This window comes from Brevibacterium album DSM 18261, assembly GCF_000426445.1.
Taxonomy (GTDB): domain Bacteria; phylum Actinomycetota; class Actinomycetes; order Actinomycetales; family Brevibacteriaceae; genus Brevibacterium; species Brevibacterium album.
The window spans coordinates 420,749-436,112 of record NZ_KE384526.1; the positions used below are offsets into that span (position 1 = coordinate 420,749).

The window sequence follows — 15,364 nt, forward strand, 5'->3', positions numbered from 1 at the left end:
CACGCTGTGCGAGTCATCAGGCTGTGGGAACGGGGCTCATTCAGCGGTCACGCTCTTCGGTGCCGACGCGCCGTCGCGCAGCGCCAGGACGATGACGCCCGCCGCGACCATGGCACCGCCCACGGCCCACATGCCCGCGTTCGAGGTGCCGGTGAGATCCGTGAGCCAGCCCGTCACGTACGGGGCCAGGAAGCCCGCGGAATTGCCGATCGTGTTGATGAGCGCGATGCCCGCCGCAGCGGCCGCGCCGGTGAGGAACGCCTGCGGCAGGGGCCAGAAGCACGGCAGCGCGCAGCAGATGCCCACGCAGGCCACCGTCACCGCGACCATCGTGGTGAACGGCGAGGTGAGGTAGAGGGCCACTGAGATCGCGACCGCCCCCACGAACAGCGGCAGCGCGGCGTGCCAGACCCGCTCCCCCGTCCGGTCCCCGTGGCGGGACCAGAAGAACATCGCGACCGCGCCGAAGGCGTACGGGATCGCGGTGATGAGGCCCACCTGCACGAAGCTGAACTCCGTGCCGAAGCGCTCGGAGAAGCCCGTGATGATCGTCGGGAGGAAGAAGCTGAGCGCGTACAGGCCGTAGACGGCGCCGAAGTACACGAAGCCCAGTGCCCACACCCGCGGGTTCCCGAGCGATTTCAGCACGCCCGTGTGGTGGGAGGCGGCGGTGGCTCCGGCCTCGGCGTCCATGCGGTTCTGCAGCCAGACGCGGTCGTCCGCATCCAGCCACTTCGCGTCCGCGGGACGGTCCGTGAGGTAGAAGACGCACATGATGCCGAGCGCCACGGCGGGCAGGCCCTCGATGAAGAGCATGAAGCGCCAGCCGGAGAAGTCGAAGAGCGAGTTGCCGACCTCGATCAGCCACGTGGAGAATGGCGCGCCCACCACATTGGACAGCGGGATCGCGAGCATGAACAGCGCGGTCGCGCGTGCGCGCACGCTGTTGGGGAACCAGTACGTGAGGTAGAGGACGACTCCGGGGAAGAAGCCCGCCTCGGCCACGCCCAGGAGGAAGCGGACCACGTAGAGCCAGCCGGCATTCGGCACGAATGCCATGAGCGAGGCGAGCACGCCCCAGCTCACGAGGATGCGGGCGAGCCACAAGCGCGCTCCGAAGCGGTGAAGGGCGAGGTTGGACGGCACCTCGAGGAGGAGATAGCCGAAGAAGAAGACACCGGCGGCGAAGCCGAACTGCGTCGCACTCAGCCCCAGCTCCTCGTTCATGCCGCCGGGGCCGGCGATGCTGAGATTCGTCCGGTCCAGATAGTTGATGAAGTACATCGCGATGATGAACGGGATGAGCCGAAGGGTCACCCGGCGCAGGATGCGCTTCTCCCGGGCGGCATCCTGCGGGGCGGCCGCGCTGCCGCCCGGAGCGCCTGCCGGCGCGGTGCTGTCGTGTGGCATGGAGGGATCATATAGGCAGCAAGGGCGCACCTCGACGCCTCGAGGGGTTCTGTGAGACGAAGCCGCTGCCTCAGCCCGCGGCAGGGCCGACCTCGTTGACGAGCGGCTCTCCGGCCTCGAAGCGGGCGAGGTTCTCGAGGAACAGTGCCGCGTACCTCTCGTGCCGCTTGCGCGTATCACCGGACATGTGGGGGCTGATGACCACGTTCTCGCATGCGAGCAGCGGGTGGCCTTCGGGCAGCGGCTCGGGTTCCGTGACATCGAGCACCGCCGCCGAGCCCGGGCGGTCGGCCATCGCGCGCGCCAGGGCGACGTTGTCGACCGTGCGCCCCCGTCCCACATTCACGAACACCGTCTCCGGTCCCAGCCCGGCCAGGAATGCGGCGTCCAGGAGGCCCTCGGTCGTGCGGTCGGCGGGCAGCGCGGCGACGACGGCCCGGTACCCGCCGAGCCGGGAGGCGGCCTCCTCGAACGTGATCCCCGAGTCGAACGCCGGGTCCTGCGTGCGCTCGCTCCGGCGCACCCCGTGCACGAGCGGAGCCCCCAGCGCCCTGAGCGCCCGCGCGCAGGCACTGCCGATCCCGCCGGCGCCCACCACCAGGGTCGTCAGCTCCTCATTGCCCAGCGGCTCGCGGTAGCGGAAGCGCCCTGCCCGGTTGTCATTCGCGGAGACGAGCAGCCCCTTGGACCACAGGAGCACCGCCGCGGCGACGAACTCCGCGATCGCGGAGTCGAGCACACCTCGCGAATTCGTGAGCACCACGGAGGACGCGCGCAGCCTGTCGGTGAGCAGATGGTCCACTCCCGCCATCGCGATGTGGACCCAGCGCAGACGGGGAGTGAGGTCCAGCAGCCGATCGACGTCATTCCAGTAACCGGCACGGACGAACACCGCCTCCGTCGCCGGGTCGATGTGCTCCAGCTCCTCCGGCAGCAGCACCTGCGCCCGGCACTCGCCGGCCACCGCGGCGAGCGCCTGCGCGCCCGCTCTGTCCGGCCTGTCGATGATGCACACCCGCACGTCTCCCATGTCCCCCGCTCTGCCTCGCACCTGTCCTGTCCGTCATCGGACCATCGCTGAGCCGCACCGTCGCTCAGCGTCCGGAGATGAGATCGCCCGCGGTGCCGAACACCGAGGTCCGCGGCCCTCCGCGGCGCCGTTCGACGGAATCCGCGACGTGGTAGAGCGACTGCACCGCACGCGATCCCACCCAGCGCAGGGGTTCCGGCTCCCACTTCCGCGGCAGCGCACGCACCCAGGCGCTCCGGCTCAGCTCGCTCGGCCGGCAGCTCAGCAGATCGGCGACGATGCGTCCGGCCACATAGGCGGCCGTCACGCCCTGACCCGCGTAGCCGCCCACGCGCACCAGGCGACGGGTCCGGTCGAGGTGGACGAAGGGCGACCAGTCCCGCGGCACGCCGAGCACTCCCCGCCAGGCATGCGCGAACGTCATCGGCACCGCGGGGAACAGGCTCTGCACCGTCTCCGTGAGCTGGGCGATGGTGCCGCGGTCCAGCTCTCCGTTCCGATCCAGATCCGAGTTCCAGAAGTACGGGACCCCGCGCCCGCCCAGTGCGATCCTCCCGTCAGCCGTGCGCTGGGAGTAGAAGTACATGTGCTGTGCTCCGGACATGCACTCGTGCCCGCTCCAGCCGATCTCCTCCCATGCGGCCTCCTCCAGCGGCTCCGTGACCACCATGGACGAGAGCATCGGGAGGATCTCGCGTCTGCGCCCCGGCAGCCGCGAGGTGTACGCCTCGGTTGCGAGCACCACGGTGTTCGCCCGCGCATGCCCGCGCGTCGTCCGGCAGTCGCCGTCGGCGAAGGACTCGACGCGGGTGTTCTCGAAGATGACGACGCCCAGCTCCTCGCACAGCTCCGCGAGCGCATAGACGAGCTTCGCGGGATTGCACTTCACCGCATAGGGGCTGAAGATTCCGCCGCGCACCCCCGGCGCGCGGACCCTGCCGAACGTCTCCTCCGCGTCCATGAGCCGCACCTCGGACTCGGTCAGTCCCCAGTCCCGATCCTCGGCGAGGTGGCGCTTCAGCCGTTCGAGCTCGCTCTCAGTCCGCGCGATCTGCATCCAGCCGCCGCGCTGCGCGTCGATCTCCTTCCCCTCGCCCCGCATGAGGTCGTCGATCTCGAAGACCGCCTCATGGCACGCCCGCTCGATGGCCAGCACGTCCTCGCGCCCGACAGCGCCGGAGGACAGATTCCGGCGCACCCCCACTGTCTTCCCGGAGATCCAGCCTCCGTTCCTGCCCGAGGCGCCGAAGCCCACGTACTCCTGCTCCAGCACGACCACGGAGAGGGAGGGATCTGCGCGCTTGAGCCAGTAGGCCGTCCACAGGCCCGTGTAGCCGCCGCCCACGACCACCGCATCCGCGTGGATGTCCCCCTCCAGCCGGGGCCGGACGCGGGCCTGCTCCCGCGTCGAATCGAGCCAGAAGGATCCGTTGCCGTTCTTCATCGCCGCTCCTCGTTCTCTCCGCTCTGCACCGCTCCTGCGACCTGAGCCCCATCTGCTTCCGTCCGCACGCTGCGCTCGCCCAACACGCGCGCCCTGCCGATGTCCCAGCTGAGGCCCACCTCCTGGCCCGGGGAGACGTTGGGAGCTCCGCTCGAGCTCATCCGGACCACGCCCCCGCCGCTCGGGCACTCCACCACGTACTTCACCGAATGGCCGGTGTAGACGACGTCTCGCACGACTGCGCGGATTCCGGTCGTTCCCGGAGCTCCTTCACCGGCCGAGGTGCCGTCCAGCGGAGCGAGGGTGACGTTCTCGGGCCGGATCATCGTCTGCGCCGCACCGAGCCGAGCCTCCTTCACCGGCCAGGAGATCTCACCACCGGCGCTCACATCCGCACGGGAATCCTCCAGCACGAACTCGAGTCCCCTGCCGGACTCTCGCACCGCGCCCCTGAGATGGATCGACTCACCGAGGAACCGGGAGACGAAGTCATTGGCGGGCCGGCTGTACAGCTCGCTCGGCGCTCCGACCTGCTGCACCCTGCCGTCATTGAAGACGACGATGCGGTCGGAGAGCGCGAGCGCCTCATCCTGATCGTGCGTCACGTACACGACGGTGGTGCCCAGCTCTCGGTGGATCCGCCTGATCTCGAACTGCAGCCCTTCCCGCAGCGCCTTGTCGAGAGCGCTCAGCGGCTCGTCCATGAGCAGCAGCGGCGGGTCATAGGCGATGGCCCGGGCGAGCGCCACGCGCTGCCTCTGCCCTCCGGACAGCTGTGCGGGCATCCGGTCGCGGAGGCCGGACAGCGAGACCGTCTCCAGTGCCCGGGCCACGGCCTCACGCCGCGCGTCCCGGCCGTAGCCGTGCTGGCGCAGCGGGTACTCGACGTTCTTCCCGACCGTCAGGTGAGGGAACAGGGCGTACCCCTGGAACACCATCCCGATGTTGCGCCTGTGGATCGGGATGCCGGTCACGTCCCTGTCGTTGATCGCGATGCGCCCGGATGTGGGCTCCTCGAAGCCGGCGATCATATTCAGGGTCGTGGTCTTGCCGGAACCGCTCGGCCCCAGCAGCGAGACGAACTCCCCTGGCGCCACATCGAGGGAGATGTCCGTGGCCGCTGCCACGGAGCCGAACCTCTTGCAGATTTCCGTGAGCCGCAGCGCCGCACCTGTGCCCCTGCTCGTCATCGTCGCCTCCTCCTCAGCTGTTGGGACAGGATCCCGCCGATGGCGGCGGCAGTCGTGGTGATCATGATGAGGGTGGCCGCCGCCGCGATCGTCGGATCGACCTCCCGCTGCATGCCGGCGAACATCCGGACGGGCAGCGTCTGCAGATAGGGGCTCGAGATGAACATCGAGACGATGACCTCGTCGAACGAGGTGATGAAGGCGAAGAACGCGCCGGAGAGGATTCCCGGGAGCAGGGCGGGGACCGTCACCGTCACGAAGGCCCTTGCTCTGGAGGCGCCGCACACCCAGGCCGCCTGCTCCAGCTGCGTGTCGAAGGAGGCGAGCGTCGAGCCGACCGTCACCACCACATAGGGCACCGAGAGCACAGTGTGTGCGATGAGGAAGCCCGGCAGGGTCCCCACCAGTCCCAGGTTGAGGAAGACAGCATAGAGGCCCACGCCGAAGACCACCGAGGGGATGATCATGGGCGAGACGAGGATGTTGCGACCGAACGCCTCCCGGAAGCCGGGCACCTTCGACAGGCCGTAGGCGGCGAGCGTGCCCAGCACGGTCGCGAGGACGGCCACGAGCACGGCGATCTGCAGGGAGTTGAGCAGACCGCCGAACCATTGGGAATCGGAGAAGAAGTTCTCGTACCAGCGCAGGGAGAAGCCCTGCGGCGGGAAGGCGAGCGACCGCTGTTCATTGAAGCTGAGGGGGATCACCACGAGGGTGGGGGCGATGAGCCACAGGCCGATCACCGCACAGGCGACCCAGAGCACGATGCGCGATCTGTTCACAGCGCCGCACCTCCGATCCTTCCGATCCGCACCCCGAACGCCCGTGCCACGAGGTACAGGAGGAGGAACACCGCGCCCACCAGCACCAGCAGCGCGACAGCGAGCGCACCGCCGCGACCCCAGGCGAGCAGTTCGAGCACCTGGGAGTAGAGGGCGTTGGGCACCAGCTGCTCGCGCGGCGAGCCGAGCAGCGCGGGTGTGACGTAGAAGCCCAGGGACAGGATGAAGACGATGAGCGCACCGGCGAAGACCCCCGGCAGCGAGAGCGGAAGGTACACGCCGAGGAAGGCCTTCCACCCCGGTGCGCCCATGATCCGCGCCGCGAGCGGAAGCTTCATGTCGATGCCGAGCATGACCGAGAACAGCGGCAGCACCATGAACGGCATGAGCACCTGGCACATGCCGATGAGCACGGCGGCGTTGGTGCCCAGAATGGCGACCGGCGGCAGGCCCACCGCGTCCAGCGCGGTGTTGAGCAGCCCGTTCCGCTGCAGGATGATGATCCAGGCGAAGGCTCTCACCATCATCGACGTCCAGAACGGCAGCAGCACCACGATCAGCAGCAGTCCCCGGATCAGCGGTGACGACGTCGCCATGAGATAGGCGTAGGGATAGGCCAGGACCGCCGTGATGACCGTCGCCAGCAGCGCGGTCCACACGGTGCGGAGCACGACGCCCTGGGCCGTCGCGTTCGTCATGAGCCAGGTGTAGTTCTGCAGCCCGGGCTCCGGATCGGTGAAGCTGCGCGCGATGATCATCGCCACCGGCACGAAGAACGCAGCGGCGATGAGCACCAGTGCCGGCCATGCGAGCGTGCCCGCTTTCGTCACAGCACTCCTCCTCTCGTCTCACGGCAGGACGCGACCACCTGCGGTCGTCAGCTGTTGAGCCAGCCTGTCCAGTCCTCGGAGAGCTCGTCGAGGTTCTCACCCCAATACACCGGGTTCTGGGCGATGGTCTGCTCCAGCACCTCCGGGCGCGAGACGTCGAACTCCGCGGCGGCGGGCGAGAAGTCCGGGGCGGAATCGGTGTTCACCGGCGAGTAGCTCGTGAGTTCCGCCATCTCCTCCTGCTGCTGCGCACCGAGGGCGAAGTTGATATAGGCATAGGCTGCGAGCCGGTTCGGCGTGTCCTTGGTGATGGAGAAGGAGTCGCTTGCGAGGAACCCCTGATTCCAGACCGGAGCGAAGTTCGCACCGTTCTCGTTCGCCTCGAAGATCCGGCCGCTCCAGCCGAAGATCATGTCCGCCTCGCCGGCCTGCACCATCTGCGTCTGCTCGGCTCCGCTCTGCCAGAAGACGGAATCGTCCTGCACGCCGTCCCAGACCTCGAGCGCCCGTTCGACATCGAGCGGGTAGAGCTCCTCGGGGGCGACGCCGTCGGCCAGGAGCGCGGCCTCGAACGTCCCTGCCGTGGGCGTCGGGCGGCCCTCCACAGCGCGGACGCCGGGGTAGTTCTCTGTGTCGAAGAAGTCCGCCCAGGAGTCCGGCGGGTCCTCTCCGTACCTGTCCGCGTCGTAGAAGAAGCCGTACACATAGCTCTGCGAGGGCAGGAAGCAGTCGCCCTCGGGAGTGCCCTCCGGGATCTTCGAGGTGTCGATGAGGCTGAGGTCGAGCTCCTCGAACAGGGTGCCGCAGTGCGCGGAGTTGAGCGTAGGGCTGGCGTTCACGACGTCCCATGCCACGTTGCCCGATTCCACCTGTGCCTGGATGCGCGCGATGTCCGTGGGACCGTCGGAGAGCAGATCCGCGCCCGAGGCCTCCGCGAACGGCTGCGAGAACGCCTGCTCCTGTCCGTTCTGGAATTCGCCGCCCCAGGAGACGAACGTCATCGTGGTGCCCTCCAGCACGCCGTCCCCCACCTCGCCGGCCACCGGATTCCTGAAGTCCTCCTCGTCGAGTGCTCCGGCGTCCTGCCCGCCGCCCTGCATGCAGGCGCTCAGGACGAGTGGGACGGCGAGCGCCACCGCTGCGATCGTCTGCTTCCTCATGGTTCCCTCCTCGTGTCACCGTGCCGATTCGCCGGCCCCCGCGGTGCGCGCGGGGCGGCTCGCCCCATGTCGTGGTTCTTGATCACCAGAAGCGCCTGGCAGCGCTCGGGCCCCGGGTTGTAGATGGTGTTGGGCTGGCCCGAGGCGAAGTCGAGACTGTCCCCCGGGCGCAGGATGTGCACGGCGCCGCCCAGTTCGGCCCCCAGATAGCCGCTCTGGCAGATCCACAGCTCCGTGCGCTCCATGGCGGTCACCGTCCGCAGCCCCGTGCTCGACCCGGGCGGGAACTCGAAGAGGCAGACGTCCACGTCCCCCATCGACTCGCGCGTGAGCACCCATTTGTCCACGCCGTTGTAGTCGAGGAAGCGGCAGCTGTCCTTCCGGAGGATAGTGCCGCACGGCTGCGGGGGCGAGAGCAGATGCCCGACCGTGGTTCCCAGCGCCATGCAGATCCGGTTGAGGGTCGAGAAGGTGACATCCGTGCTTGAGCGCTCGAGCTGGGAGATGAACGATGTGCTCACCCCCGCCTCATACGCCAGGTCCGCCTGCGTGAGACCAGTCTGCTTCCGCAGCCGGCGCAGCGCGGCCGCCAGGTCAGGATCGCTGGCCGGATCCGTGCTCGGCGCGGTTTCCGCCTGTCGGACCCGAGTCGCAGCAGCACTGGAACGACTCATAGCTGTGATTCACCTCTCACTCTCTGACTTAAGACTAATGCCATCTATAGATGTCAGCAAGGGATGGGGATCACTCCGGATGAAGTGTCGGTGCGAGCGGACGGCGGGGCGAATGCGGAGGCGCCGTGTTCCGTCCCTGCGGCCCGCACGGTACCTTCGGCATATGTCGAACAGGGACGCGATCATGGATGTGATCGAACGCCTCGCCCAGCGCATCGGCCGCAGCGTCGCGGTGGACGACGAGGACCTCAACTACGTGGGCCACAGCTCCCACAGGTTCGGCGACGAGGACATGATCCGGCTCCGCACCCTCGTGGAGCGGCGGACGCCGGAGCCCGTGCGGGAGTACGTCCTCGCGCACGGTCTGCGCAGGTGGACCGAGCCGTACCTGCTGCCGGCCATGCACCGGCACGGCTTCGAGAACGATCGTCTGATCTACCCCCTGCGCGCTGACTCCCAGCTCGTGGGCCTCATGTGGATCATGCACGACGGCGACTTCACCCAGGCGGACCACGCTGCGTGCAGCGAGGCCGGGGACGCGCTGGAGGGGCTGATGCGCGACCGGGCCGCCCGAAGCACCGAGGCCGATGAGCGGAGGGGACGGGAGATGGAAGCGCTGATCTCACGGGACCCCGCTGCACGCGAGGATGCTCTGGAATCGCTGCGTGCGCACGGCCTCTTCGCACCGGGGCGGAGGGCTGTCGCGATGGTGCTGGACGCCGGTGCACCCGCAGCGGTGCACGAGGCCCTGCCCGCGCTGCGGCGTGCGTGGAGCCGAAGCACGACCGCGCTCAACAGCAGGTCGCTGACCGTCTCCGGCGATCGTGGCCTGGCCCTCCTCGATGCGGCAGGGACCGAAGTCCGCGCCATGGTCCTCGACACCGCGGACGCGCTGGTCCGCCACCTGCAGGTCCTGAGTCCCGGAACGGCTGCAGATCTGCGGTTGGGGATCGGCAGCGCGGTGGCGCCGGAAGAGGCACACCTCTCCTATGAGCAGGCGCAGGCGGCCCTGGCGTTCAGGGGCGGCAGCGGGGAGGACGACTGCGGGGAGGCGCCCGCCGGGCACAGCATCCTGTGGGACGATCACCCCCTCTGCGGGCTGCTGCACTGCATGATGCCTGCCGAACTCGACTCCGCTCGCCTGCCGACGGTGCTCAGGGAGACGGTGGGAGGGCAGCCGCGTGAGTCCCTCGTGACGGTCCGCGCATATCTGGACACAGGCGGGAACGCCGCCGCGACGGCGGAGCGGATGCACCTCCACCGGACCACGGTCTACTACCGTCTCCGCCAGTTCGAGGAGGCCACGGGGATTGATCTGAGTTCGGGGCGCAACCGGCTCATGCTCCATCTGTGGCTCGAGCTCGAGGTGAGGTTCAGGTGATCCGCGAGGCCGCCTCGGTGCTCAGGCGCTCCGGTAGTCGAGGAACGGGAGCACAGGAAACCGCTCGGGCAGGAAGCCGGCGAGATCCGCCGAGGACTCACCGTGCAGCAGATAGTCGGCGGCGGCAGCTCCTGTCGCAGGGCTCATCTTGAATCCGTGCGCGGCCATCCCCAGGGCGAGGACGATCCGTGAGTCCGCCCGGCTGGGCCCGAGGAGGAACTTCCTGTCCGAGGTGTGCGCGTCCATGCCCATCACATGCCGCACGCTGCGGGCGACCAGACCGGGCAGCCACCGGCGCACATACTCGTCGGTGAGCTCGATCACCGCCGGCGAGACGGCCTGGTGCATGTCCTCTGCCCCTGCGAGCCGATCTGCGGGAGCGGCGAATCCGACTTTGGCCGTGAGGCCGTCGACGGAGGGCCAGCTCCCGAATATGTAGTCCGCCCCCTGCCGCTCGAGGATGGGCTCAGTGCTCGTGCCTCGGCGGGCACTGGAGTCGATCGGGTACCAGGAGACGTGGAAGCGCTCGACCTCCAGATGGGGGATGTGGTCGGGCAGCAGGCTCCGGCCCCACGGTCCGGTGGCCATCAGCACCCGGTCGAAGCGCCACTCCTCTCCGGACGCGAGGACATGGATGCCATCTGCTCGCGGCTCCACCGCTTCGACACGGCAGCGGATCTCCAACCGCGCACCGTGTCTCTGCGCTGCCGCCGCTGCGGCTGCCACCGAGAGGCTGGCCTGCACCTGCCCCGCGGCCCCCTCGAAGATTCCGACCTCTCCATCCGCCACCGCGAACTGCGGATGTCTGCTCCGGATCTGTGGAGCGGTGAGAACCTCGTGCGGCAGACTGAAGTCATCGCAGTTCTGCCGTACACCGCAGATGAAGTCTCCATCCGGCGGGCCCACGTACAGTCCTCCGCACAGATCGAGGAGGGCGTGCCCCGAATCCCTCTCCAGCTCACGCCAGAGGGGAAGAGCCCGCTCCATCAGCAGGATGCAGTCCGCTTCCTCCGAAGCCGTGCGCACCCATCGGGTGTCGCCTGCGGCCGCGCCCAGCTGGTGACCGGGCTGGTGCTGTTCGAAGCCCACGACATCGCATCCGCGCCGCGCAAGCTGCCACAGGGCCATCGCACCCAGGGTGCCGACCCCGATGACTCCGAACTCCGCCTGTCTCATATCCATCGCTCCTTCCGTCTGGCAGGGTCCGCACCGGGCCGGGGTGCCCGGATCAGTAGTCGAGGATCACCTCCGGCAGCCACAGCGAGAGCTCCGGGATGTATGTCGTGGCGATGAGCGTGGGGATCCAGGCGCAGAAGATCATGACGAGCGTGGGCTTCATCATCTCGTTGATGGGCGCATTGCCCAGCTGACTGCCGAAGTACAGCAGCGGTGCTGTGGGCGGGGTGATGTTCGCCATGCCGAGATTGACGCCCAGGATCGCTGCGAAGTGGATGGGGTCCACACCGATCCCCACCGCCACGGGAAGCAGGATCGGGGTGATGAGCAGCGTGCCGCTCACATCGTCGATGAGCATTCCCAGGATGATGATGAAGACGTTGATCATGATGAGGATGACGACGGGGTTCTCCGAGATCGCGAAGAGGAAGTCCCCCACCGCCGTGGGCAGATTCTCCATCGTGAACACCCGGCTGAGGATCATCATCGCGTAGGCCATCACCATCACCACGCCGGTGGTGCTCGCAGCCTCGATGAGCACCTCCCTGAGCTCGGAGATGCGCAGACGCCGGTACACCCACAGCCCCACGGGGATCGCGTACAGCGCAGCCACGACTGCTGCTTCGACGGTGGTGAACACGCCCCCGTAGATGCCGCCCAGGATGATGACCGGGAGCACAAGGGCGGGGATGCCCTTCACCGTCTTCGTCCCGAACGCTTTCGCCTGCGCCCCGAACGGGGCCGGATCCGGGAGCGCGCGGGGCTCTCCCTGAGCGCCGGCACCGCTGCGCAGCCTGCCACGCATATGGACCAGGTTGATGGCGCTCAGCAGAACCAGGAGGATGATGCCGGGCACCAGTGTCGAAAGGAACGCGGCCAGCACGGAGACGTTCGCGATCCAGGCGTAGAGGATCATGATGCCGCTGGGCGGGATGAGCAGGCCCAGGATGGAGGCGTTCGCCACGAGCGCGGCGGCGAAGCCCCGCGGATATCCGGCACGGTGGAGCTTGCCGAACATGATCGAGCCGATGGTGGAGAGCGCAGCGAGCGCGCTGCCGGAAATGGAGCCGAAGATCGCGCAGGCGACGACCGCGGTGATTCCCAGACCGCCCCTGATGCGCCCCAGCAGCACCTCCGTCCACTCGACGATGACATCGCCCAGCCCTCCGCGCTCGATGAGCTTCCCGGCGATGATGAACAGGGGGATCGCCAGAAGGAGGGGCGAGTTCAGCTGGCTGTAGCCGTAGGGCAGGAGGAAGACAGGGTCGTAGTCCAGGCTCACGACGAGGAAGATCGCCACACCCAGGAACGTCCAGAAGACGGGAACTCCCACCACCAGCATGACGATGAGGAGAAGCAGTCCGATGAGGATCTCCATGGTCAGTCCCCTCCCTCTTCCCCTTGCGTCCGCGGGGCGGACTCCGGTCGCCCGCCCGCAGCACGCATATCGCGCAACGCGCTGACGACATCGCCGACGCCATACAGGGTCATGAGCACGAATCCGCACGTGACGGCGCTCTGCGAAAGCAGAAGCGGCAGTCCGAACACGCTCGAGGTCCCCCCTCGCTCAGCGCTGCTCACGAGGTAGAGCATCCCCCACCAGGTGAACACCAGGGCCAGACCCAGGCTGATGACAGCGGTCACCAGCCTGAGCGTCGCCCGAGCACGCTCCCCGCGCAGGTACACCTGAAGCACGTTCGCAGAGATGTGACTGCGCTGCTGAGAGGCATAGGAGGCCCCGATGAAGTACATCCAGAGGGCGGGGATGACGATGAGTTCGTTCATCCCGAGGATGCTCGTGCCGAATGCGTACCGGAGCACGACCTCGCTGAAGAGCCCTACGATGATGAGCGCGCAGGACAGGAACATGATCCATCTCTGCGCGGCGAGGAGCCCCCGGGCTCCTCCTGACAGCGCCGCTTTCATTGCATCGCCTCCGGTGATGTGAGTAGAGGACTCAGAGGTCCAGACCCATGGACTCCGCAACCCTCTCGAGCAGCTCCACCTGTTCCGGATCGTCCAGGGTCGGCCACGACTCCGCACGAGAGTGCTCCGCGAGCGAACGCAGCTCCTCCTCGCTGAACTCGACGACCTCGATCCCCTCCTCGGCGAGCAGTCCCCGGTACTCCTCCTCCATGGACTCCGCGATCTCGTAGCTGTTCTCGGTCAGCTGGAGACCAGCCTCTCGCATGACCTCCTGGTCCTCGGCGGACAGGCCCTCGAAGGTCTCCTGGTTGATGAGGACGTGGGTGGTCTCGAAGAAGTTGTTGTACTGGTAGTAGTGGTCGATGACGTCCCGGAACTGGAGGTAGTTCACCAGCGGATGTCCCCCGGTCCACCCCTCGACCGCTCCCGTCTGCAGTCCCTGGTAGACGTCGGCATAGGCCATCGAGACCGTGCTGAACCCCAGATCCTGGGTGTTCTTCGCGGTGATGGCGATCTCCGGAACCCGGAGCTGAACCCCCTTGTCCACCGTCGGATCGGCGGGCTCCGCCGCAGGCCTGTTCGTGGCGATCCCTCCGAACCCTTCGGCGAAGAGCCCCAGCAGCTCGATGCCCTGATCGTGGTGGATCTCCTGCATCGACTGTCCGAGCACGGAGTCGAGGGTGTAGTGCTCGTGGACGTCCTCGTAGGTGGTGACGAGGTAGGGCAGGAACTGGATCTCCAGCCTGCTGTCCAGGTGTGTGGGCGTGGAGATGAGACCCATGTCCACCGTTCCCTGGCTGATCTCCTCGTACATGAGGGTGTAATCGCCCAATTGGTTGTTCGGATAGATCTCCATCGTCACACGGCCGTCAGTCCCCTCGGCCACGGCCACGGCCATCGCTTCAAGCTCCGTGGTGTTGGGGTGCTCCTCGTTGTTCTGTCCCGCGACACGCAGGGTGATGCTGTCTCCCCCGCCGCCGGTGCTGCCGCAGCCTGCAGCGATGAGGCCCAGGGCCAGCGCTCCTGCGACGCCTGCAGCGCGTATGTGCATAGTGGTTCTCATGACTCCTCAATTCCTCGATGATGTGGCCGGACGCACCATTCAGCGCAGGAAGCGCTCCGGTGCCAGGTGGTCGATGCCGTGCGCCGTGCTTCCGGTGAGTGCGAGGTCCTTCCCGATCTCTCCCATGACGGGCGCCAGTTTGAAGCCGTGGCCGGAGTATCCGCCCATGACGAACAGCCGCTCACTGCCGGGAATCGCACCCACGACCGCGTGCTCGTCCGTCGTGTAGCCGTCCATGTGCACCGAGATCCGTGCCGGATCGGGCCTCAGTCCGTTCATGCAGCGCTCGACCTCGCCGTTGATGTGGCGGAGTTCGGGGAGTTCGACGTCGCGGTGGAGAGCATCCGGATCGGGAACATCGCCGAAGGTGTCGACGCTGCCGATCTTCGTCATCGTCCCTTCCAGTGTGGGAATGCCGAAGATGTCGATGGCACCGCCCACCCTGCCGAAGACGGGAAAGCTCTCGGAGGAGAAGCGCTTCGGCTCGGACGAGAGATACCAGGTCATGACGATCTTGCGCGGGACGAGACTCTCCGCCAGCGGTGGGAGGAAGCGCGCCGTCCACGGCCCGGCCGTCACGATCACCCGATCGAACTCGAAGTCGTCCCCTCCGGCGCGCACCCGCACGCCTTCGACCGTCTCCTCGATCGCCTCGACCGCGGTGTGTCGGTGGATGACCGCACCCAGAGCCTCCGCCCGCTCCGCGGCCGCGAAGACCGCCAGCTCCGGGCGCATGAAGCCCGCCTCCCGGTCCAGCACCGCGATCTCGCCCGAGTGAAGCTGGTGCTGCGGGAACCGTCGCATCGCCTCCTCTGCTTCGAGGATCTCGTGGTCGATGTCGAACTCGCGCACCGAACGGATGACATTCGCGATCTTGGGGTGCTCCCGCGGACCGATCATGAGCCCGCCGCAGAGGGCGAGCAGCTCGAGGCCGGTCTCCGCCTCGAGCTCCTCCCAGAGCTTCCGGGAGGCCTTGAGAAGCGGAACGTAGTCGGCGCCCTCCATGTACGCGGTCCTGAACATGCGGGACTCCCCGCCCGCCGCCGAGCGGTCGTGTCCGATCCCGAACTGCTCGAAGCCGACCGCCTCGGCCCCGGCCTTCGCCAGCTGCCACAGGACCATGCTTCCCATCGACCCGACCCCGATGACGGCGATTCTCGGCTTCGTCATGTGTCTGAGACTCCTCTGTTCGCAGTGACCGCGTGACGTCCGCCACACGCTGTTCTCATGGAACCAGACCGCGCGTGCGCGGTCTTCAGTCAGGAGTCAAAACGCGAACCGCGTGCTTTCGACATCTG

General features: G+C 67.7%; 14 protein-coding genes. 1 reads left to right on the forward strand and 13 read right to left on the reverse strand.

All coding sequences use genetic code 11. The annotated features are described in order from the left end of the window. Window positions 1–36 precede the first annotated feature (36 nt). From K318_RS22445 to K318_RS22465, 8 genes are all read right to left on the reverse strand, one after another. A complete protein-coding gene (locus K318_RS22445; RefSeq protein WP_051298097.1) occupies window positions 37–1,410 on the reverse strand; it encodes an MFS transporter in 1,374 nt (457 codons plus the stop codon). 70 nt (window positions 1,411–1,480) lie between these two features. Further along, entirely contained in the window at window positions 1,481–2,440 is a 960-nt protein-coding gene (locus K318_RS22450; RefSeq protein ID WP_051298098.1) for a D-2-hydroxyacid dehydrogenase, read from the reverse strand. 64 nt (window positions 2,441–2,504) lie between these two features. After that, window positions 2,505–3,884: an NAD(P)/FAD-dependent oxidoreductase gene (locus K318_RS0115555; protein ID WP_029090159.1), complete on the reverse strand. Its 1,380-nt coding sequence runs from the start codon at window positions 3,882–3,884 to the stop codon at window positions 2,505–2,507. Further along, window positions 3,881–5,074: an ABC transporter ATP-binding protein gene (locus K318_RS22455; protein WP_084500315.1), complete on the reverse strand. Its 1,194-nt coding sequence runs from the start codon at window positions 5,072–5,074 to the stop codon at window positions 3,881–3,883. The genes K318_RS0115555 and K318_RS22455 overlap by 4 nt, the downstream gene beginning before the upstream one ends. Next, window positions 5,071–5,856 carry an ABC transporter permease gene (locus K318_RS0115565; RefSeq protein ID WP_029090160.1) on the reverse strand — a complete coding sequence of 262 codons (786 nt, stop codon included), beginning with the start codon at window positions 5,854–5,856 and terminating at the stop codon, window positions 5,071–5,073. Before K318_RS0115565 ends, K318_RS22455 begins: the two co-directional genes overlap by 4 nt. After that, entirely contained in the window at window positions 5,853–6,686 is an 834-nt protein-coding gene (locus tag K318_RS22460) for an ABC transporter permease (RefSeq protein WP_051298099.1), read from the reverse strand. The genes K318_RS0115565 and K318_RS22460 overlap by 4 nt, the downstream gene beginning before the upstream one ends. Window positions 6,687–6,733: 47 nt before the next feature. Next, window positions 6,734–7,846 carry an ABC transporter substrate-binding protein gene (locus tag K318_RS0115575; protein WP_029090161.1) on the reverse strand — a complete coding sequence of 371 codons (1,113 nt, stop codon included), beginning with the start codon at window positions 7,844–7,846 and terminating at the stop codon, window positions 6,734–6,736. After that, complete coding sequence (locus tag K318_RS22465) at window positions 7,843–8,520, reverse strand: helix-turn-helix domain-containing protein (RefSeq protein WP_035282162.1); 678 nt, start codon at window positions 8,518–8,520, stop codon at window positions 7,843–7,845. The genes K318_RS0115575 and K318_RS22465 overlap by 4 nt, the downstream gene beginning before the upstream one ends. A gap of 163 nt (window positions 8,521–8,683) precedes the next feature. Here K318_RS22465 and K318_RS0115585 point away from each other — a divergent pair, with 163 nt between their 5' ends. Continuing rightward, window positions 8,684–9,901: a PucR family transcriptional regulator gene (locus K318_RS0115585; protein ID WP_029090162.1), complete on the forward strand. Its 1,218-nt coding sequence runs from the start codon at window positions 8,684–8,686 to the stop codon at window positions 9,899–9,901. Between the two features lie 21 nt (window positions 9,902–9,922). Here the strand turns inward: K318_RS0115585 and K318_RS0115590 are convergent, their stop codons facing one another. From K318_RS0115590 to solA, 5 genes are read right to left on the reverse strand one after another with little or no spacing between them, the layout of a single operon-like run. Further along, complete coding sequence (locus tag K318_RS0115590) at window positions 9,923–11,083, reverse strand: FAD-dependent oxidoreductase (protein WP_084500318.1); 1,161 nt, start codon at window positions 11,081–11,083, stop codon at window positions 9,923–9,925. 46 nt (window positions 11,084–11,129) lie between these two features. Beyond that, a complete protein-coding gene (locus K318_RS0115595) occupies window positions 11,130–12,455 on the reverse strand; it encodes a TRAP transporter large permease (RefSeq protein WP_029090164.1) in 1,326 nt (441 codons plus the stop codon). Window positions 12,456–12,457: 2 nt separating this feature from the next. After that, window positions 12,458–13,003 carry a TRAP transporter small permease gene (locus tag K318_RS0115600; RefSeq protein ID WP_084500320.1) on the reverse strand — a complete coding sequence of 182 codons (546 nt, stop codon included), beginning with the start codon at window positions 13,001–13,003 and terminating at the stop codon, window positions 12,458–12,460. A gap of 31 nt (window positions 13,004–13,034) precedes the next feature. Continuing rightward, the gene (gene dctP / locus K318_RS22470; RefSeq protein ID WP_084500322.1) at window positions 13,035–14,066 is read right to left on the reverse strand and encodes a TRAP transporter substrate-binding protein DctP; all 1,032 of its coding nucleotides are present in this window, start codon (window positions 14,064–14,066) and stop codon (window positions 13,035–13,037) included. Between the two features lie 39 nt (window positions 14,067–14,105). Continuing rightward, complete coding sequence (gene solA / locus K318_RS0115610) at window positions 14,106–15,236, reverse strand: N-methyl-L-tryptophan oxidase (protein WP_029090166.1); 1,131 nt, start codon at window positions 15,234–15,236, stop codon at window positions 14,106–14,108. Window positions 15,237–15,364: the final 128 nt, after the last annotated feature.

What these genes read in the sequence shown, in the direction of transcription:
- K318_RS22445 (WP_051298097.1), bottom strand. Translation starts at nt 1,410, where the DNA reads ATGCCACACGACAGCACCGCGCCGGCAGGCGCTCCGGGCGGCAGCGCG.
- K318_RS22450 (WP_051298098.1), bottom strand. Translation starts at nt 2,440, where the DNA reads ATGGGAGACGTGCGGGTGTGCATCATCGACAGGCCGGACAGAGCGGGC.
- K318_RS0115555 (WP_029090159.1), bottom strand. Translation starts at nt 3,884, where the DNA reads ATGAAGAACGGCAACGGATCCTTCTGGCTCGATTCGACGCGGGAGCAG.
- K318_RS22455 (WP_084500315.1), bottom strand. Translation starts at nt 5,074, where the DNA reads ATGACGAGCAGGGGCACAGGTGCGGCGCTGCGGCTCACGGAAATCTGC.
- K318_RS0115575 (WP_029090161.1), bottom strand. Translation starts at nt 7,846, where the DNA reads ATGAGGAAGCAGACGATCGCAGCGGTGGCGCTCGCCGTCCCACTCGTC.
- K318_RS22465 (WP_035282162.1), bottom strand. Translation starts at nt 8,520, where the DNA reads ATGAGTCGTTCCAGTGCTGCTGCGACTCGGGTCCGACAGGCGGAAACC.
- K318_RS0115585 (WP_029090162.1), top strand. Translation starts at nt 8,684, where the DNA reads ATGTCGAACAGGGACGCGATCATGGATGTGATCGAACGCCTCGCCCAG.
- K318_RS0115590 (WP_084500318.1), bottom strand. Translation starts at nt 11,083, where the DNA reads ATGGATATGAGACAGGCGGAGTTCGGAGTCATCGGGGTCGGCACCCTG.
- K318_RS0115595 (WP_029090164.1), bottom strand. Translation starts at nt 12,455, where the DNA reads ATGGAGATCCTCATCGGACTGCTTCTCCTCATCGTCATGCTGGTGGTG.
- K318_RS0115600 (WP_084500320.1), bottom strand. Translation starts at nt 13,003, where the DNA reads ATGAAAGCGGCGCTGTCAGGAGGAGCCCGGGGGCTCCTCGCCGCGCAG.
- dctP (WP_084500322.1), bottom strand. Translation starts at nt 14,066, where the DNA reads ATGAGAACCACTATGCACATACGCGCTGCAGGCGTCGCAGGAGCGCTG.
- solA (WP_029090166.1), bottom strand. Translation starts at nt 15,236, where the DNA reads ATGACGAAGCCGAGAATCGCCGTCATCGGGGTCGGGTCGATGGGAAGC.